The following is a 19,192-nucleotide window of genomic DNA, read 5'->3' on the forward strand; positions in this document are numbered from 1 at the left end:
GGCAGGGCTCATCAGACCGTTGTCGCACCCGGAGTTGTCCCGGGGCTCATACCGCTCCCAAAGTTGGCAGACCCCTTTGGCAGCATCGGCAGGCTTCGTGTCGGAGCGCCGGTCAATGCCAGTACGGCGTTTGCAATCGCAGGCGCGATCGGCGGAACCCCCGGCTCACCCATGCCGGTTGGTCGGTTGGAAGACGGCAGAATGTAGGTCTCGACCGCCGGCATCTCGTTCATGCGCACGACCGGGTAGGTATCGAAGTTGGTTTCCTGGACGACGCCGTCCTTCAGCGTCATCGCACCGTAGAGCGCGGCCGACAGGCCGAAGCCGATCGCGCCTTCCATCTGTGCTGCGATCTGGTCGGGCGAGACGGCAATCCCGCAATCGACCACTGCGACGACGCGGCGCACGATGGGCCGCCCATCCTGCATCCGGACTTCGGCGACCTGGCCGACGACCGTGCCGAACGCTTCGTGCACGGCAAGCCCCCGCGCCCAGCCGGCCGCCAACGGCGTGCCCCATCCCGCCTTGCGGCACAGCTCATCGAGCACGGCGAGGTGCCGCTTGGCTCCGGCCCGGCGATACATCGCACGACGATAGTCCGCCGGATCGCGTCCGGCGCGCTTGGCGAGCTGATCGATCGCGTGCTCCATCACCATGCCGTTGATCGAATGTCCGACCGAGCGAAAGAAGGCGACCGGCACCGGAAAGCTGGGTGAAAAGACTTTCCCGTCGACGACCCGGGCGGCCGCCAGATAGGGCGATGTCGCGATGCCCTCGACGGCCTGGGCATTGGGTCCGACGGGGAGCAGCGACTGGGCCACGACATGATGACGCCAGCGCGCCGGAAAGCCGTCCGGACCGAGTTGAACCCAGATGCGATGATGCGCCATCGGCCGGAAAAGGCCGGACGACTGCTCGTCCTCGCGCGTCCAGATCAGCTTGACCGGCCGCCCGTTCGTACGCTTCGCGATCCGCACGCATTCCGCCAGATAATCGGCAGTCAGGTTGCCGCGCCGGCCGAACGAGCCGCCCGCCGGGATGACCTGAACATCGACGCGGCCGGGAATGGTGGCCGCGACCCGGGCCGCCTGCACCTGATCGACGGTGGGCAGGTGCGACCCAGAGATGATCTTCACGTCCCACCCATCGACCTGGGCGACGCAATCCATCGTCTCCATCGGAGCATGGGCGAGGTAGGGGAAGTCGAACGCGAACTCGATCGTGCCGGCACCGAAGGCGGCTGCATCCTCCCCCTTGCTGTGGAACTCGCTCGGCTCCACGTCCGTACGGCCGGCGGCGATGTCGTGATAATAGCTCACAAGCTGGGGCGTGGAGCGCGTCTCGGCCGCGCTGTCGTTCCACTCGGTCCTGAGGGCGTCGCGTCCCTGCCGGGCGGCGAAGGTGTTTTCCGCGACCACCGCCACGCCCGTTTCGATCGCGATGACGTCCACGACGCCCTTCACCTTGCGCGCGTCGGAGGAGTCGAACTTGGCCAGTCGCCCACCGAAGCGCGGGCTGTGCGCGACCATCGCGACGAGCATGTCGGGAAGCTGGACATCCTGCGTGTAGACCTGCGCACCCGTGCTCTTGGGCAAGCTGTCCTTGCGCCGCACGCGATCTGTGCCGATCAGGCGATAGTCCTTTGGATGCTTGAGCGACGGCTGCTGCGGCGGGGTCTGGCGTGCCGCCTCGGCCAGCAACTCGGCAAAGGTCGCCGACCGGTTCGACCCGGGGTGCGAGACGACACCGTCGCGCACGGTGATCAGATTGCGCGGGACGCTCCAGCGCATCGCCGCCGCCGCGACGAACATCGCGCGCGCCGCTGCGCCAGCGGTGCGCATCAGATCCCAGTTGCTGGCGATCGAGTTCGATCCCGCACTCCCCTGCATCCCATAAGCGCGGAGGTTCGAATGCGCATCGATCACGCGGACCCGGTCCCAGTCGGCGTCCAGTTCTTCCGCGATCATGGCAGCCATGCCCGCGTGAATGCCCTGGCCCAGTTCCTGCTGCCGGTTGACGATCGTCGTCCAGCCATCGGGCGTGACCCGGATGAACGGCCCGAAGGCGCTCGGCTCCGGATCGGACCCGCCGCCCTGGAGAATGGCACCGGCGACCTGCATCGGGTGCGTGGCGGTGTATCCGACGACGAGCGCCCCGCCCGCCAGCGTCCCGCCCAGGATCATCCTGCGGCGCGTCATGCGGAAGCGCCGCTTGGGCGCGGGGGCTTCGATCACGGCCGATCTCCTGTTCGCTGGTGGCTTATGCGGGGCATCGCGCACCCGTCTTCAGCCACGCGTCGATGAGCGCGCCGAACTCGGCCTGCGTCCCCGGCGCGGGGGTACGCTTGCCGCCGGGGTGCCACGCCCAGCCGACCAGCTCGTCCTTCGCCATGTGCTGCAGCAGTTGATCGCGTCCCATGTGCGCACGCGCGGGGTCGAGGATCTGCCGGCAGATCTGCCCGAGCGTCTTACCCTGCCAGGCCATCTCGATCGGCGCGAGTTTCCACTTGGGATTGCCGGGTACGCCCGAGGCAGCGAAGTTCGCATCGTGATGGCAGGTCGTGCAGCGCAGCGTCGCCGCACCCGCATTGTCCGGGCCGCGCGTGACCCAGGGCATGTGCGGCCGCATCGCATCGGTCTGCGTGGGTCGGTCGGTCCGCGGGTGGCAGTTCATGCAGCGTGGGTGCTGGATGACGCGCCCCGCTTCCTCGAACAGCGCGACTGATCGAACCGCCGGGTCCGTAATAGTCGCAAACGCCGCGGCGGGGCGCAGCTGCGCAGTCTCGATTGACCGATGATTGGCGGGCAGCGCCTGCGCCTCCGGCAATGGCTGGGGGCGCAGGACGATCGCCAGCACCAGGACGATCGCCGCGATAACCAGCGCCAATATGGGCAGGCAGCCGAACCGCCGGCGACGTCGCTCACCCGAGGCGCGACGCCACCTCACGACTGGGCGGACCCGGCAGCATCGTGGATCGCCGCGCGAATGCGGTTATACGTCGCGCAGCGACAGATATTGCCGCTCATGGCGATATCGATGTCCGCGTCGGTGGGCTTGGGAACACTTCGCAGCAGCGCGACCGCGCTCATGATCTGGCCCGACTGGCAAAAGCCGCATTGCGGCACGTCGCGGGCGACCCAGGCATCGCGTATGGCGTCGGCCTGCGGGCCGTCGACCGCCTCGATCGTGACGATCTGCGATCCTGCCGCGGCTTCCAGCGCAAGCGAGCAGGACCGCATCGGCTGACCATCGACATGGACCGTGCAGGCGCCGCATTGTGCGATGCCACAGCCATACTTCGTCCCCGGCAGCTTCAACGTGTCGCGAAGCACCCAAAGGAGCGGCGTTTGCCCGTCCTCATCGACGTGGCGGACCTGTCCGTTGACCGTAAGGGAGTATGACATGGCCTAAGCCCGGACTTCAGCGATGATCATGCCGGGCAGGATATGCGCGTCCGATTGGACGGGAAACGCCCGAACCTTCAGAAAGCATGCCCATTCCTGCAGGTATGACACCGATCTCATGAGAGCGCGCGACCAAGCAGGAACGGGACAATGCCAAAAACCGCAACAAGCCCGACGCGCACCTTCAGGTAGCTTCGAATATCGGTACGGGTGAAAGCCAGTGTGGCATAGCGCAGGTCTTCGGCGAGCGTCAGCACGATCCCGGCGGTCACCGCGTAGGTGAGGAAGATCAATAGCGGGGCGCCAGACCACCCGAGTTTCGCCGGTAGTACCGCGACTATGGCCGCGTTCGCCGCCCAGACTAGAAGATAATCCACCTTCATCGAACGGTCGCGCTCCTGCTGAATCCACGCGAGCATCAGCGGACTGCCGAAAGACGGGCGAGGCGGTAAGCGGAGGCCGGTGGTACGTTGCGTAGCGTCGTCCCGACGCGTTCGGCGACAAGGCCGAGCCGATCGAGCATGTCGTCCGGAACGGAGCATCGCCAACCATAAGTGAACAGGTAGAGCGCTCCTTCGGGCATCAGGCGCTCAAAGGCAGCGTGTATGATCGCCTCGACCTGTTCGGGATCCATACTCCGCAAACCGAGCCCGCAAACGGCCGCCCCGAACTTGCGGCTTCCCACATCCTGGGAACGACCTAGACCGGCGGCGTCGATGCTGAGGACCGTCGCACGAGGAAAGCGCTGCCGGAGCAGCCGGACGAAGGTCTGGTTCTGCTCGACCAGTGTCAGGTCGGATTCGATGACACCCCGATCGACCAGAGCTTGAGTGAACACCCCGGTTCCGGGGCCGAGCTCGAGGACCGCACCGGTCTCTCGCCCGATCCGGTGCGTAATCAAGGAAGCCAGCGCTTTCCCCGATGGCGCTACCGCCGCGGTGCCGGCCGGGTCGCGCAACCATTCGAGCAGAAACCGGAACATGTCCCACGAACGTCCGTTCGCGGGCTTGGCGATGATTGGCCGGGCCGCGGCGCCGATCTTGCCGATCGCCGCGTATGAAAGGTCCATGAACATTGGGCTTCTCCATCGATCAGAGTTGCCCAATGGTCCGGCAGGACGCCGCGAAGCACCATGCCCGAACTTGCAGAAGACTTGCCCGTTTCTTCAAGGAGCCGAGCGTTCGGCGATCCCGCAAAAGGACGAACGGGCGCGCAGACCTGCTGCGCGCCCGTATTCTAGGCCGGCTTTGCTTTTGAGTGCTATGCCAAAGCGGCCTTCTGGCTCATGACATCGCGCTTCGGCGCAACACCGAACTGACGCGAATATTCGCGGCTGAACTGGGACGCGCTTTCGTAGCCGACCTGGTAGGCCGCCTCCGCGACATTGATTGCATCCGCCGTCATCAGTCGGCGTGCCTCCAACAGACGAAGCTGCTTCTGGAATTGCAGCGGCGTCATCGATGTCATCGCCTTGAAATGCTGGTGGAACGAGGACGCACTCATATGTGCGACCTCCGCAAGCTGCTCCACGCGCAACGTCTGTGCGAAGTTGTTTCGCAGCAGGTGAATGGCCCGCGCGACGCGTTCCAGGTGCGAGTCCGGCATGGCCTGCTTGCAGAGTTCGGCACCGTTCGGACCGCTCAACAGCCAGTAATAGAATTCGCGCATTACGGCTGGGTAGAGGATCGGGATGGCCTTGGGCGTGTCCGTCAGGCGGACCATGCGCATGACGCAATCGGCCAGCGGCCCGTCGACGTTGGCCACGAACACGCTTCGGCCGGCGCTCGCGGACGGGGCCGGCGGGGAGTCGAGTTCTTGCAGCACTTCGCGCATCATGACGACGTCGAACCCGATCGCGATGCCGACAAAGGGCTCGTCCTGGCTTGCGGCCACGATCCGTCCATGCGCCGGAATATCCATGCTCACGATCAGACACTGCATCGGGCCGTAGCGAAGCGTCTCGTCACCGACGAGGATCTCCTTGGCCCCCTGCAGCGTGATGCAGAGCGACGGCTGATACACGAAATGACTGTCCCGGTGATGAAACGACCGGACCATGTGAACATTGGTGTCCGGCACCGGGAAATATCCCTCTTCGCCGCCGTGCCCGTCCATGAAGGTGTTGACCGCCGTCAGAAGCGCTGATGACCCGCCATGCCCGCCAAGGCGACTATGCGACGCGCCGCGCGCCGCGGACACCCGGGCCGGGTCCATTGTAGGAAAAGGCAATATTTTTCCGGTTTCCGGCATTCTGGTCATCGGTCGTTCCCTCTAGCTTGCTGGTGCCAAACAAAGCGAGGTGAGCGATGAACATGACAGAAATCGCAGCCCCGTCAATACCTGTCCTAAATTACGCTTCAAGCGTTCGGAAAGATACGGATGACGAATATATCGGAAGCGCACGAGCAATCCTGCTCCTGATCGCGCTATTCCTTGTCAGTGCTTTCAGTCAGATCGACCGGATACTTCCATTCATTCTTGCCGAGTCCATCAAATCCGACCTATCGTTGAGTGATACGCAGATCGGTCTGCTCACGGGCATAGCCTTCGCGCTATGCTATGGGCTGTTGTCGCTGCCGCTTGCGCGCGCCTCCGACCGTGGATCACCACGTCTCGTCCTCGTGGCTTGCATTGTCATCTGGAGCGCAATGACGGCGCTCGGTGGCCTCGCCACCAGCTTTCTCTTTCTTGCGTTCACGCGGTTCGGCGTCGCGTTTGGCGAAGCCGGTGCGACCCCGTCAGGGCATGCGCTGATCGCCCGCAAGATCACGCCCGAACGCCGCGGCCTCGCCATTGGCATCTTCTCGATGGGGATCCCGATCGGCACGATGACGGGATTTGCCGTCGGCGGCGCGCTCGGGGACACGCTGGGGTGGCAGACCGTGCTGCTCGGCGCCGGCGCGCTAGGCGGGCTCCTCGCGGTGTTGGTGCTTGCGGTCGCAGGACCGACCCCACCGCTGAAAAGCGTTTCGGTCGCCCGCGAGCCCTTTCTTCGATCGAGCTTGCGCCTGATTTCTTCCCCGGGCTTTCGTTGGCTGTTCATCGGCGCGATCGGGGCCGGGTTCGCCGGAGCGCCCTTCTACGCTTTTGGCGCGCCCTTCCTCATGCGCACCCACGGCCTCAGCACCAGCGAGGCAGGACTCGCCTTCGGGCTTCTCCAGGGACTGATGGGCATCATAGGCACGCTGGGTGGCGGACGCTGGTTCGACCGACTGGTGCGCGCGGGTCATGGTCGTGTGCTCGGGCCGCCGGCCGCGCTGTTCCTGATCGCCAGCGTGACGATGAGCGCGGCGCTGTTCGTCCCAGTCGCATGGCTCTCCATCGCCTTGATGGTGCCAACCATGCTGTCCTTCTCGTTCCTGCTGCCATGGTCGTTCGGCGCCAGCCATCTCGTTGCCGGAAAAGGCAATGAAGGGATGGCATCCAGTCTCGGCATGATCGCCTCCGGTCTGCTCGGGCCGGCGCTCGGGCCGCTGTTCGTCGGCATGGTCAGCGACGCGGCGACGGCAGCGCAGGTTCCGGGCGGCCTGTCGTTCGGGCTGCTGATCGTACCCGCCGCCAGCGTCCTGACCGGCCTCGCCTATCTGATCGCCAACCGCCGCATCGCCGTCGTGCTGCGAACGCGCTGACCGCTTCGCCGTCCGCCGAACCCCACCAAGGACCTGTTCCATGCAGTACAAGACCCTCGGCAATACCGGACTGTTCGTCTCCGAACTCTGCCTCGGTACCATGACGTTCGGCGGCCAGGGTGTCTGGGCGAACATGGGCAATGTCCAGCTCGACGATGCGCAGGCACTGATCTCCCGCGCACTCGATCACGGCATCAACTTCATCGATACCGCCGACATCTACTCGGCCGGGGCGTCGGAGGAAATCGTCGGCCAGGCGCTCCGGAACCTCGGGGTCCGGCGCGAGGACGTCGTGATCGCCACGAAGGTGTGCGGGCCGATGGGAACCGGTCCGAACGACGCCGGCAACTCGCGCGGACATATCCTCGACAGCGTCAAGGCGAGCCTGAAACGCCTCCAGGTCGACCATATCGACCTCTATCAGCTTCACAACATCGATACCGTCACCCCGATCGAAGAGAGCCTCGCGGCGCTCGACATCCTCGTGCGGCAGGGACTGGTCCGGTATGTCGGGGTCTCGAACTGGTCGGCGTGGCAGATCGCGCGCGCGCTTGGTCACAGCGAACGCCTGAACCTCGCCAAGATCGCCACGACGCAGAGCTATTACACGCTCGCCGGGCGCGATCTCGAGCGCGAACTCGTGCCGCTCATCAAGGCCGAGAAGCTTGGGCTACTGGTCTGGAGCCCGCTGGCCGGCGGCCTGCTCAGCGGCAAGTACGGGCGTGACAAGCCGGGCGAAGATGGCAGCCGGCGCACGACCTTCGACTTTCCACCGGTGCCGATGGATCATGCTTATGCCGTGATCGACGTCATGGAAGGCATCGCGGCGCACCGGGGCGTCAGCGTCGCCCGGATCGCGCTTGCCTGGCTCCTGCATCAACCGCACGTCACCAGCGTGATCGTCGGCGCCAAGCACATCGCGCAACTCGACGACAATGTCGGCGCGACCGAGGTGGTCCTCACCGCGGCCGACATTGCCGAGCTTCAGGCCGCCAGCGCGCTGGCGCCGGAATACCCGGCCTGGATGCAGCGCACGCGCACAGTTTCATCGAAGCCGCCGCTCAACGCAGCGTCCGCGGCCGATTGAGATCGGAGCTGCGGGATGCCCCGTCTCGCAGCTCCGTAGCGGGGTCGCCCCCTCCCCCCAGGGCGGCCCCGCGGGCCACCGACGGAGAGTCCGGCAACGGGCCCGTCGGTGGCCTTACTACCACCCTTCCCAGAAAGGATCGTGCATGCGCAACCTCCTCCCGACCATTCTTGCCTGCGGTGTTGCCGCGCTAAGCGCCGGCGTCGCCCAGGCGCAGGCCGGTCCTCCTGACGACGGCGCGCCGCACGGCGTGGTCGCCATCGGCCCCGGTGTCGTTCCCGAATTTGACGGGTCCGGCGACATGCGCGTGCTTCCGTTCGTCCTCGCCGATATCAAGTGGCGCGGCGTCAACGTCCAGATGGGTGGCACTGGCCTCCGCGTCGATGTCGTCCCGGACTCGCGCCTTGCATTCGGACCGGTGCTCGGCGTGCGTCTTCCGCGCAATGACGCCGACGGTCGCGTTGGGTTGTTGCCGGAGATCGACACCGCGATCGAGGCCGGCGCGTTCGTCGGCTATCGCATCGGCGGCGACCAGCTCGGTCAGGGCTCGCTCCAGATGGAGCTTTCCGTGGTCCACGACGTGTCGCAAACCCATAACGGCCTCCTCGCCACCGCAAGCGCCAACTACACGGCCGTCCGCAACGCGGACGTCTCGCTCTCCTTCGGCGCGCAGACCACCTGGGCGGACCAGGACTATACCCGCACATATTTCGGCATTGATGCCGCCGGCGCTAGGGCCAGCGGCCTCGCCGCTTATCGTCCGGACGCAGGGATCAGGGACGTCGGCGCGGGCGTGACGGCCGGTTACTGGTTCAGCCCCCAGGTCGGCATCACGGCACGCGCCGGTGCGAGTTATCTGGTCGGCGACATCGCTGACAGTCCGATCACCGACGAGGGCAGCCGGTGGCAGCCTGCCGCCGGCGTCATGCTCTCCTACCGGTTCTGACGACCGTGACGGACGATCCGCTCGGCAACATCCTGCTGTTCGCAGCCCCGCTGGGGATCGCAGGCGTCTTCCTCATGGCGCTCTTCGAGCGGATCGTACCGGTTCTGCCCTCCCATGGCCTCTACGCCGCGATCGGCGTCGCTGCGGCGGAGGGGGCATGGGGCCTGCCTGCCGCCATCATCCTGTCCGTCCTGGGCAGTGGCGCGGGCGCGTTCGCCACCTATCGGCTGGGCATCCGGCTCGCGGCTGGAGAAGGGCGGGCGATCCGCATCCGCCGGCTGCTGCGCCGTCGCGACCGTCTCGGTCGTTATCTGCGCGGCCTGCAACGCCGGAGCGGCGCACTGCCGTTCGTCGCGCAGCTCCTGCCCGCCGCGCGGCTCGTGGCACCGCTGATCGCTGGCGCCACGCCGCACGACTGGCGGCGGCTCTCGGTGGCGACCCTGGCCGGACTCACCGTCTGGAACACCACGTTCATCGCGATCGGCTTCGTGATGGTGCAGTTGGGAGGCCCGACCAATGCGACGGTGGTGAGCGCAACCATCCTCGCCCTGTTGGCCGGTTTCTTCATCGTGACCCGTCTGGCCAGGCACCGGCGGATGCGGCTCGCGTCGACCACCCCTGCTTACCGTTGAACCGGAGAATGAAATGGCCGACGAAACCCGAATTGTGTCGTTCGAGGCGGGACCGGTCGACGTGATCGGCGTCCTGCACCTGCCACACGGCTTCAACGAGAGCCGCATCTATCCGGCGATCGTCATCGTCACGCCGGGGAGCAGCGTGAAGGAGCAGATCGGCGCCACCTACGGCGCCAGGTTGGCCGCCAAGGGCTTTGTCGCCCTCGCTTTCGATCCGTCCTATCAAGGTGAGAGCGGCGGAGAGCCACGCGACCTCGAAGACCCGTCCGCGCGGGTCGAGGACGTTTGCTGCGCGATCGATTACCTCGTGACTCTCGCCTATGTCGACGAAGAGCGGATCGGTGTGCTCGGCATCTGCGCGGGGGGTGGCTATGCCGTCAAAGCCGCCTTGACCGAGCGCCGGATCAAGGCGGTCGGCACCGTCGTTCCGGTGAACATCGGGCGAGCCTTTCGACAGGCGCAGGTCACGGACGGCGCGATCGATGAGACCCTCGCTGCTGTCGGGCGGCAACGCACCGCCGAAGCGCGCGGCGGGGCGGAACGCCGCGATCCGTGGCTTCCGGACAGCCTCGATGACGCCGAGGCAGCCGGGATCGTCGATCCCGATACGCTGGAGGCGATCGCCTATTATCGCACCCCGCCCGGCTACAACGCCAACGCGAGCAACCGTCTGCTCTTCCGCAGCAACGCCTTGCTGCTCGGTTTCGACGCGTTTCATCTTGTCGCGGAGCTATTGCCGCAACCGCTGCAGGTGATCGTTGCAGGGCGGCGAGGCACCACCTTTTCCTACGAGGATGGCGAGGACCTCTGGCACCGGGCGCGCAACCGGAAGGACTTCACCGTCATCGCCGGCGCCGGGCATTACGAATTGTACGACAAACCCGAATATGTTGATCAGGCGACGGACCGGCTCGGCGCATTTTTCCGTGTCTGGCTATAGTGGCTCATAATCTTCTCCTACTTTGCGCGCCACTTTTCGGTCGGCTGCGCCCGCTGAGTGAAGGACCGTGATATGAACTGGACCGAAGGTTACTTCACCGGCCTCGATTATACACACGGCTATTATCGGGAGATGAACCCGGCGATGCTTCGCCTCACCTGCATCGCAGCAGGCATTCAACCGCCCCCGGTCAAGGATCCGGTCTACCTCGAACTGGGTTTCGGGCAGGGCGTCTCAATCAACGTCCATGCCGCGGCGTCCGGCGGCGCGTTCTGGGGCACCGACTTCAACCCGTCGCACGCCGCGCATGCGGCGACGCTGGCCGACGCCTCGGGCGCGGACCTTTGCCTGTTCGACGACTCGTTTGCGGAATTCGCGGCGCGGGACGACCTTCCCATCTTTGACTTCATCGTGCTGCACGGCGTCTGGAGCTGGATATCCGAACGGAACCGCTCGCTGATCTGCGACATCGTTCGCAACAACCTGCGCGTCGGTGGCTTGGTGTGTCTCAGCTACAATTGCCAGCCCGGTTGGGCTGCGCAAATGCCCGTCCGGCATTTGATGGCACAGCACATGCGGTATGCGGGTTCGGAGATCGGCGGAGCGGCCGGACAGATCGATGGCGCGCTGCGCTACGTCCAGAAGGTCGCCGCATCCGGAGCGGCCTATTTCACCGAAAACCCCGTTCTGGAACAGTTTGTTCGGGGCCTCCAAAGCCAGAACCGCAATTATCTGGGTCACGAATATCTCAATCAGGACTGGAACATCACGACCTTTGCGGATGTCGCGGCGTCCCTGAGCGAAGCGAAGCTGTCCTTCGCGGCCGCAGCACGCCTCCTCGATCATATCGACGAGTTCTCGATGGATCTGCCGACCCGCCAGCTCATCGCCGACATCGAGCATCCTCTGCTGAAGCAGACTGTCAGGGATTATGTCGTCAATCAGAAGTTCCGCATGGACATCTTCGTCAAGGGGCCGCGTCAGTTGGTCGGGATAGAAGCTCGCACCGTGTGGAATCAGGAACGCTTCACGCTGACGGTCCCTAAGGAACTGACGAAACTGGAACATTCCACACCGGTGGGTGACCTCGAGCTCGACGAACATATCTACGGGCCGCTGATCGAGGCACTAGCCGCCCGGCGCTACGTGGCGAAGACGATCTCCGAACTCTGCGAGTTTCCGGGAATGGGGGGCTTCGATGTTCGCAAGATCCTGAGTGCGCTGCTCATGCTGACCGGCCTCGGTTACGTGCAACCCGCTCGTATCCCGACGGACCTAGACCGCAAGCGGTGCGATGCGTTGAACCAGCACCTCTGCCAGCGCGCGCTCGCGACCGGTGATATCTCGGTTCTGGCGTCGCCCGTCCTCGGTGGCGGGAAACACGCACCCCAGGATCACCAGATGGTCATACTCGCCAGGCTGGCCGGCATGACGACCCCGACGGATCAGGCGCTCTACCTGAACGCCGTTTTCGAGGCCAACGGCGGTGACCTGATGAGGGAAGGCAAACGCGTCCAGATGGGCGACGAGGCGATCGCCCAGTTCAAGGGGCTGGCGGAGAAGTTCGAACGGGAAGGTCACGCTCCGCTGCTGGCCGCGCTCGAGATCCTGCCCGCCCGCGACGTGTCCCGACCCCACCGGGAAAAGCCAACGGCCATGATCGGCCAACGTCCGAACCCCGCCGGCTATGTCTCCGTAAATCCTGGACGGGCATCGTCTTGAGCTTGCTAACTGCAGCGGCTCGCAATGCCGACTGCCCGGATTGCGAAAGTACCAGCCGATCTGGACAGCGCTAGATGCCGTGACCCAAGGGACATAGGACGACCGCCGGACGCGAAATGTTCGGCGGTTGCTTTAGAATCGCGAAACCTTCGGATCACATTCACTGCTGCGCCTCATCATAGGCCGCGCGCGTCTTGGCGATTTCAGGCCAATTCTCCCGTATCCAAGACGTGAAGCCCTCCAGAGCGGGCAGCATACTGGCACCCATTTCGGTAAGTTCATATTCAACGCGCGGCGGCACCTCGGGGAAATAATGTCGCACCAGCAGGCCGTCGCGCTCCAGATTGCGGACGGTAAGCGTCAGCATCCGCTGCGTTATCCCTTCGATCCCGTTCTTGAGCGCCGAGAAGCGCAGCCGGTGCCCGGACGCGACCGCAAGATGCGACATGACCAGGATCGTCCATTTGTCGCCGAGCCGCGCGAGAACGCCGTTGGGAACGCACGGCCTGAACCGGGGCCCCTCGTTCGTCTCCTCATAGGGTCGACCATGAATCAACTTGTCCACGGGTATCATTCCTGTGCCTGAGGGCGAAGCTTGTGCCGTCTTTCAGCAACTTGCCATCAGTATATATGGGCAACCCTTGTAGATGCAGAGGTTCATCATGTCCGATATCAAAAATTCGATCCTGGTCTTTGGCGCGACCGGTCAGCAAGGCGGGTCGGTTACGGCGGCACTTCTGAAGGCAGGCTGGCCCGTTCGTGCGCTCGTTCGGGATACCGCCTCGGCGAAGTCAGTCGCGCTTCGCGATGCCGGCGCCGAACTCGTACAGGGTAATTTGGCCGATACCGCCGCCATCCAGCATGCCATGGAAGGCGTTCACGGCGTTTTCAGCGTGCAACCCAGTTCGCCCGGAGGCGAACTGAGCGATGAGGATGAGGTCCGTTACGGTATCAGTATCGCCGATCTGGCCAACGGGAGCGGCGTCGAACACTTCGTCTACACTTCGGGCGCGGCCGTCGGTGACAAGCCGACGGGGCTGGGGCATTTCGACAGCAAGGCTCGGATCGAAGCTCATATCCGCACGCTGCCCATGACATCGACCATCGTACGCCCGGCTGCTTTCATGGAGATGCTGGTGATGCCGGGTTTCGGGCTGGACGAAGGACACTTCACCTTCTTTCCCAAGCCGGACCAATCTATGCAGTTCATCGCCGTGGAAGACATCGGCAAGTTCGTCGCTGCGGTCTTCAACGATCCGGCGCGATTTGGCGGAACGACGTTCGAGATTGCGAGCGATACCGTTACGGGCCACGATCTGGAGACGCTGTTCACGAAGGCGGCCGGTCGCCCGATTACATACGCGCGGTTCCCGGACGCCGTCCTTGCCGCGAACCAATTTCTGAGCAAGCTGACCGCCTTGCTGGATGAAGGTCCGCTCGCCGGACACGCCGACCTCGATATGCTGCGTCAGATTAATCCCGAGATGCAATCGTTCACGACATGGCTCGCCGGCAATGGTCGAAAGTCATTCGAACACGCGCTGGGTACGAGCGGCACATGGGAATACAACAACGCATGATGACCTCGCCTCTCCGCTTTGCCGTCAGTTGAAAGCGGAGGGGCAGACCAGCCCCGTCGGTGTCGAGTATGCGATCACGCCCCCGACACTCGCTCCACCATGCTCCGCCCGGACGCGCCGATCGCCTCCGCCGCGATCATCGACGGCTGCGTTGGCCCAAAGCAGCGATCTGTTCGCCCCGCCCGCCATCGAATATGGACTGCATCCACTGCGGGTAGACCGGCGCGAGCTTGCTCGCGGTCTCGAGACGATCGAGATCGGCCTGCGACAGCTCGATTGCGGTCGCGCCCAGATTGTCCTCCAACTGATCGACCCGCTTCGCGCCGAGCAGCACGGTCGAGACGATCTCGCGGTGGAGCAGCCAGGCCAGTGCGACTTGCGGGACCGAGGCACCGTGCGACCGGGCGATCGTGCGCAGCTCGTCGATCAGGTCGTAGGTGCGGTCGACGTCAACCGGCGGGAATGGCACGGTCGCGCGTCGGCTCGAGTCATTCCCTTCAGTATCGCGGTCGAACTTGCCACTTAACATTCCGCCGGCCAGCGGACTCCAGCAGACAAGACCCAGGCCGGTCGCCGCGAGGAAGGGGGCAATCTCGTGCTCGATCTCGCGCCCGGCGAGTGAATAATAGGCCTGTACGCTTGCGAGAGGAGCCAGACCGAGTCGCTCGGTCATTCCCATGGCCTGCGCGATCTGCCACGCCGCCCAGTTCGACACGCCGATATAGCGGACCGCGCCCTGGCGAACGAGATGATCGAGCGCGCGCAGGCTCTCTTCGATCGGGGTGAGCGGGTCGAAGCCATGCAGTTGGTAGAGGTCGACATGATCGAGCTGCATCCGCTTCAGACTGGCGTGAAGGCTGTCGATGATATGCGCCCGCGAAGCGCCACGGTCGTTCGGGGCGTCGCTCGCTTGTCCGAACGTCTTGGTTGCGACCAGCACGTCCTGCCGCGCGATACCAAGGTTGCGGAGTGCCGTGCCGGTCATCTCCTCGGACTGGCCACCAGAGTAGACGTCGGCCGTGTCGAGCAGGTTGACGCCGGCGTCGAGTGCGCACCGAACGAGCTGGTCGGCGCCCGCCTGATCGACGCCCCCGATGCCGCCCCACTGGCTGATGCCGAACGTCATTGTGCCGAGGCTCAACTCCGATACCAGCAGCCCTGTCCGACCGAACATATTGTATCGCATACGTCATCTCCATCGGCACGGTAGAAGATCGTGCGCCGATGATGATCTAACGGAATACGACAAGGCAGCAGTAGCACGAACTCACCAAATGATTGCCCAATCCTCTCTTTTCCGAGCGCTTCTGATTGTCGGCGGGGCCTGAACGACCTAGTCTTTCGCCCTCCGGCACCACGGGTCCGGTCTACCATTTCGAGAGATCGCCTAAAATGATGATCGAAGATTTGCGGCGATCCCTGATCACCGGATTCGATCGGTGGGCGCCGGATCATGGCGCCACGCGAAGTCGCGTGCCCGGCCTCACCTTCCACCGTCACACGGCGCCGACGCCCCCCCATGTCGGGGTGATGGATGCCAGCCTGTCACTGGTTGTCGCCGGCAGGAAGAGGGTCGTGCTGGGCAATCACACATTCGATTACGGCAGCACGCAGTTTCTCCTGACTTCGATCGATCTGCCGGTCACCGCGTGGGTCACGCAGGCCAGCCCAACGGCGCCCTATCTCGGCATTCTGCTCGGGATCGACCTCGCCGTTGTCCGCGCGCTGCTGGCGGTTGCCGGCGTCGAGGAGATCGACGCGGCGACGCCGCTCGGCATTGCTCGGGCGGACGTAACTGCGGATCTGCTCGATCCGCTGTTACGTCTCTGTCGCCTTGATGAACGGCCGGCCGAAATCGGACTGTTCGCCGAGTCCGTCCAGCGCGAGCTGATCTACCGCCTGATCACCAGCCCGATCGGCCCGCGCCTGCGGACCCTCGCTTCGATCGAAGGCACTTCGAGCGGGGTGGTCCGCGCGCTTGATTGGCTCAGGCAGAACTTTCGCGAGCGGCAATCCACCCATGCGCTCGCCGAAATTGCACGCATGGGCGTGTCCACGCTTCATCGCCACTTCAAGACGATAACAACGATGAGCCCGGTCCAATATCGCAAACATCTGCAACTCAACGAAGCGCGTCGCCTGATGATCGTGAGCGGGTTGGACGCTGCCTCGGCGGCTTATGATGTCGGGTACGAAAGTCCGTCTCAATTCAGCCGCGAATATCGTCGAGCCTTCGGACAGCCTCCGATCTCCAGCATCGCCGGCCTCAGACGTTCGGTCCAGGCGACTGCGACCGTGACGCAGCGGTAAGTGGCCACGGCGCAGTGCGAACAAGCCGTTCCGGTGACGAAAATACATGGATTGGCGCGGGCCGGCCGGTCCGACGACCGATCTCGGCCCGCGATGCTGTAACGTTCCGCCCGGACAGGCGCTGCAAGCGCCCCTTTCTGATCTAGAGGTTGAAACCGCCGGTCACCTCGAGGCGCTGGCCGGTCATCCACCGCGCGGCATCGCTGCACAGGAAGGCGGCGACATCACCGATATCGTCTGCATGACCCAACCGGCCCATCGGCGTCTGACCTATGATGTACGCCTGTGCCTGCGCGTTGCTTCGGATCGCGGCATTGTTGAAATCGGTCACGATCCCACCCGGCGCGACGCTGTTCGAGCGGATCCCGCGCGCGCCATATTCCTTGGCGACATAGCGCGAGAACACCTCGATCGCGCCTTTGCAGGCAGCATAGGCGGCGTAGCCTGGCACGTTGTAGCGGTCGCCTGCCGCCGTGATGAAGACGACGCCGCCATTGTCGCGCATCATCGCAAGCACCTTTTGGGTCAGGAACACGACGCCCTTGAAATGGACGTCGTTGAAGGTGTCGAAGTCCGCGAAGGTCAGCTTTTCGATCGGTATCGCCTTGCCGAACCCGGCGTTGTTCACGAGGTAATCAAGCTGCCGGCCGCCGAAATCCCGCGCCAGCAGCCACCCGAACGCGTCGATGAAGCCGTCCAGATCCGCCAATTGATTGAGGTCGAGCCTGAGCGCCGCCGACCGTCTCCCCATCCGGCGAATGTCCTCCAACACGGACAGTGCCTCTTCCTCGTTCGATCGGTAGGTGATCGCCACATCCGTGCCCGCCCGGGCCAAAGCGAGCGCGATTTCCTTGCCGATCCCGCGGTTGCCGCCGGTCACCAGCGCGACCTTGCCATGAACTTCGTCCATCATCTTCGTCTTCCCGTTCCTTGTTGGACCAGTCCGCCTCAAGGCGGCCGAAAACGGAAGTAGGCGAAGCACGCTGTCCCAATAAGCTGCTGGACGATGCACAGGTCTGTTCGCTGGAACGAACGCTAGCCATCTAAACCGTCGCCGACCGGCCCCGACTACCGCCCAATAGTCCGCCGCCGTTCACGGTTCCGCACGACCTGTACAGATCTCGGTAGGTTATTCGACAGTATCCAGCATGATGCGCGTTGACGCGATGTTATAATGCTGTCCTACGAAGCCCCCCGCTCGTCCGACTTGAGGAAATCGATGAAGGCCCGGAGGGGCGATGGCACGAGCTGGCGACCCGAATAATAGAGATAGGGTCCTGAAAACCACTGCCACCAAGGTTGCAACACAGGTTCGAGTTCGCCGCTGTCGAGATACGGCTGCAGCCAATCCTCGAACAGGTGCACGACGCCCAGACCGGCGATCGCCGACGCGACCCCGATATCGACCGCGGTTCCGGCGCTGTAGATCAGCGGTCCCTTCGGTTCGATGCGACACGCCTCTGTGCCGCGCTCAAACTCCCAAACCTCCAGGTTCCCGCGACCGAACCGTCCCCGCATACAGTCCATCTTCAGGAGGTCGTGTGGATGTTGCGGCCGACCATGGCGTTCGAGATAGACGGGGGACGCCGCAGTCGCGAAGCGTTGCCGGCGCGGGCCGATGGGTATCGCGATCACGTCCTGTGCGAGCCGGTCGTCGTAGCGTATCCCGGCGTCGCATCCGGCCGCTAGGACATCGACCAGGCCACTTTCGGCCATTACCTCGACGGATATTTCAGGATAGCGCTGAAGAAAGCGCGGCACGACGCGCGGCAGGAATAGACGGGCGGCGTTGGTCGGCACATTGAGGCGCAGGACGCCGGCGGGTTGATCGCGCGCCGATGCCACGGTCTTCAGCGCATCGGCCAGTTCGGCAAAGGCCGGCGCGGCCCGCTCGAGAAGACGCTCGCCCTGCTCGGTGGGAAGCACGCTGCGCGTCGTCCGGTGCAGCAGGCGCACGCCCAACCGGGTTTCCAGGCGACGGACCGCTTCGCTCAGGCCGGACGGGCTTGCCTGCAACAGGCGCGCCGCCTCGCGAAACCCACCCGCACCCGCAACGGCCACGAACGCCTTCAGTTCGCCGATGTCGTCCGTCATTCCGTCTCTCCCTGACCGGCAGCATAATCTCGATCAGCGACCCAGTCGCCGCAATGCACCCTGTTATCAGGGGATACACTTTGCCCGCGTCGCACCGCGCGAGGTCACAATGAGGCGGCGCATCTCGATGCTTCAGACAAGGGATCTTTGGAATACGCTTTCGGCCGCATCTGCGATCGACTGTGTCGCGTGCTATCGCGATGAAGCGCTAACCTTTTTCAGTGCGGACGCACGATGTTATCGTCGGTCCGCTGCGAACCCGTACTGCGGGCTCGTCGAGACCCTGTAATCGTCTCGGCGGTGGTGTGCCCCTGGCCTCAGTGAGGACCGGGGAAGTCCGCGTCGATGGCACCTTCGAAGGTCACGAGCGCGACGCAACGATGGCTGAGACAATGGTCGGCATGAAGCTGGCCGCGCGGCTGACGCCAATAGGACCCTGGGTCGAGGACGGGCGCGGTCGCCTCATTCCCGCTCGCGTCCCAGTGCTTCATCTGACCCTCTATGAGGATGCTGCGATAGGTATGGCTGTGGGTGTGGAGCGTCCGGCTGCCCGTGTAACCGTTCGTGTAACGGAACAGCGTTACGGATGGTCCCCGCCTCGAATCGCCTTCGAGTTCTAGAATATTTGGCCCGTTCGGACTGGAGGCGATGAGTGGGCGGAAACGAACCAGCGTCTCCGCCGGCGCGACGATCATCCCGTTGGGGGTGACAGGCAGCGTCGTGCTTGGCAGCTGCGCTTGCGGCGCGGCGGACGCCCGTGAGGTGTCCGAGTTCGCTGGCGTGAGGGCCATCAGCGCGACAGCCGGCACGATCGAAACGGTCAGTCCACGAACTATACTGCGCAT

General features: G+C 64.4%; 19 protein-coding genes. 8 read left to right on the plus strand and 11 right to left on the minus strand.

From position 1 onward, the window contains the following. Positions 1-11: 11 nt before the first annotated feature. From IEX50_RS08915 to IEX50_RS08940, 6 genes are all read right to left on the minus strand, one after another. Complete coding sequence (locus tag IEX50_RS08915; RefSeq protein WP_229673840.1) at positions 12-2,234, minus strand: xanthine dehydrogenase family protein molybdopterin-binding subunit; 2,223 nt, start codon at positions 2,232-2,234, stop codon at positions 12-14. 25 nt (positions 2,235-2,259) lie between these two features. After that, positions 2,260-2,886, minus strand: a complete 627-nt coding sequence (locus IEX50_RS08920; RefSeq protein WP_229673841.1) for an Isoquinoline 1-oxidoreductase subunit — start codon at positions 2,884-2,886, stop codon at positions 2,260-2,262. Between the two features lie 56 nt (positions 2,887-2,942). After that, the gene (locus IEX50_RS08925; protein WP_157176804.1) at positions 2,943-3,404 is read right to left on the minus strand and encodes a (2Fe-2S)-binding protein; all 462 of its coding nucleotides are present in this window, start codon (positions 3,402-3,404) and stop codon (positions 2,943-2,945) included. A gap of 116 nt (positions 3,405-3,520) precedes the next feature. Then, on the minus strand, positions 3,521-3,823 hold the full coding sequence (locus tag IEX50_RS08930; protein ID WP_157176803.1) for a hypothetical protein: 303 nt from the start codon (positions 3,821-3,823) through the stop codon (positions 3,521-3,523). After that, positions 3,823-4,479, minus strand: a complete 657-nt coding sequence (locus IEX50_RS08935) for a class I SAM-dependent methyltransferase (protein ID WP_198350664.1) — start codon at positions 4,477-4,479, stop codon at positions 3,823-3,825. The genes IEX50_RS08930 and IEX50_RS08935 overlap by 1 nt, the downstream gene beginning before the upstream one ends. A gap of 185 nt (positions 4,480-4,664) precedes the next feature. Continuing rightward, entirely contained in the window at positions 4,665-5,663 is a 999-nt protein-coding gene (locus IEX50_RS08940) for an AraC family transcriptional regulator (RefSeq protein ID WP_229673842.1), read from the minus strand. Positions 5,664-5,710: 47 nt separating this feature from the next. Here IEX50_RS08940 and IEX50_RS08945 point away from each other — a divergent pair, with 47 nt between their 5' ends. The 6 genes from IEX50_RS08945 (at position 5,711) to IEX50_RS08970 (ending at position 12,363) form a co-directional block, all read left to right on the plus strand. Further along, complete coding sequence (locus IEX50_RS08945) at positions 5,711-7,033, plus strand: MFS transporter (protein ID WP_229673843.1); 1,323 nt, start codon at positions 5,711-5,713, stop codon at positions 7,031-7,033. Between the two features lie 40 nt (positions 7,034-7,073). After that, complete coding sequence (locus tag IEX50_RS08950; protein ID WP_157176802.1) at positions 7,074-8,120, plus strand: aldo/keto reductase; 1,047 nt, start codon at positions 7,074-7,076, stop codon at positions 8,118-8,120. A gap of 145 nt (positions 8,121-8,265) precedes the next feature. Continuing rightward, the gene (locus tag IEX50_RS08955; RefSeq protein ID WP_157176801.1) at positions 8,266-9,066 is read left to right on the plus strand and encodes a MipA/OmpV family protein; all 801 of its coding nucleotides are present in this window, start codon (positions 8,266-8,268) and stop codon (positions 9,064-9,066) included. Positions 9,067-9,071: 5 nt separating this feature from the next. Then, the gene (locus IEX50_RS08960; protein WP_157176800.1) at positions 9,072-9,698 is read left to right on the plus strand and encodes a DedA family protein; all 627 of its coding nucleotides are present in this window, start codon (positions 9,072-9,074) and stop codon (positions 9,696-9,698) included. Between the two features lie 13 nt (positions 9,699-9,711). After that, positions 9,712-10,641, plus strand: a complete 930-nt coding sequence (locus IEX50_RS08965; RefSeq protein ID WP_157176799.1) for an alpha/beta hydrolase — start codon at positions 9,712-9,714, stop codon at positions 10,639-10,641. A gap of 72 nt (positions 10,642-10,713) precedes the next feature. Next, positions 10,714-12,363: a methyltransferase regulatory domain-containing protein gene (locus IEX50_RS08970; RefSeq protein WP_157176798.1), complete on the plus strand. Its 1,650-nt coding sequence runs from the start codon at positions 10,714-10,716 to the stop codon at positions 12,361-12,363. 160 nt (positions 12,364-12,523) lie between these two features. On the opposite strand, the gene IEX50_RS08975 is transcribed toward IEX50_RS08970, so the two are convergent. Next, on the minus strand, positions 12,524-12,928 hold the full coding sequence (locus tag IEX50_RS08975; protein ID WP_157176864.1) for a winged helix-turn-helix transcriptional regulator: 405 nt from the start codon (positions 12,926-12,928) through the stop codon (positions 12,524-12,526). A 97-nt stretch (positions 12,929-13,025) separates the two neighbouring features. Between IEX50_RS08975 and IEX50_RS08980 the strand changes: the two genes are divergently transcribed. Continuing rightward, complete coding sequence (locus tag IEX50_RS08980; RefSeq protein WP_157176797.1) at positions 13,026-13,943, plus strand: NmrA/HSCARG family protein; 918 nt, start codon at positions 13,026-13,028, stop codon at positions 13,941-13,943. 136 nt (positions 13,944-14,079) lie between these two features. Here the strand turns inward: IEX50_RS08980 and IEX50_RS08985 are convergent, their stop codons facing one another. Continuing rightward, the gene (locus IEX50_RS08985) at positions 14,080-15,129 is read right to left on the minus strand and encodes an aldo/keto reductase (RefSeq protein WP_157176796.1); all 1,050 of its coding nucleotides are present in this window, start codon (positions 15,127-15,129) and stop codon (positions 14,080-14,082) included. Between the two features lie 206 nt (positions 15,130-15,335). Here IEX50_RS08985 and IEX50_RS08990 point away from each other — a divergent pair, with 206 nt between their 5' ends. Further along, a complete protein-coding gene (locus IEX50_RS08990) occupies positions 15,336-16,253 on the plus strand; it encodes an AraC family transcriptional regulator (protein WP_157176795.1) in 918 nt (305 codons plus the stop codon). Positions 16,254-16,395: 142 nt separating this feature from the next. Here the strand turns inward: IEX50_RS08990 and IEX50_RS08995 are convergent, their stop codons facing one another. The 3 genes from IEX50_RS08995 to IEX50_RS09005 all read right to left on the minus strand — a co-directional run bounded on the left by IEX50_RS08995 (position 16,396) and on the right by IEX50_RS09005 (position 19,192). After that, a complete protein-coding gene (locus IEX50_RS08995) occupies positions 16,396-17,163 on the minus strand; it encodes an SDR family NAD(P)-dependent oxidoreductase (RefSeq protein WP_157176794.1) in 768 nt (255 codons plus the stop codon). A 272-nt stretch (positions 17,164-17,435) separates the two neighbouring features. After that, the gene (locus IEX50_RS09000; protein ID WP_157176793.1) at positions 17,436-18,347 is read right to left on the minus strand and encodes a LysR family transcriptional regulator; all 912 of its coding nucleotides are present in this window, start codon (positions 18,345-18,347) and stop codon (positions 17,436-17,438) included. Between the two features lie 317 nt (positions 18,348-18,664). Next, positions 18,665-19,192, minus strand: coding sequence for a DUF4437 domain-containing protein (locus tag IEX50_RS09005; protein WP_157176792.1), 528 nt, complete (start codon positions 19,190-19,192; stop codon positions 18,665-18,667).

Origin of the sequence: Sphingomonas prati (assembly GCF_014643515.1) — a bacterium.
Taxonomy (GTDB): domain Bacteria; phylum Pseudomonadota; class Alphaproteobacteria; order Sphingomonadales; family Sphingomonadaceae; genus Sphingomonas_R; species Sphingomonas_R prati.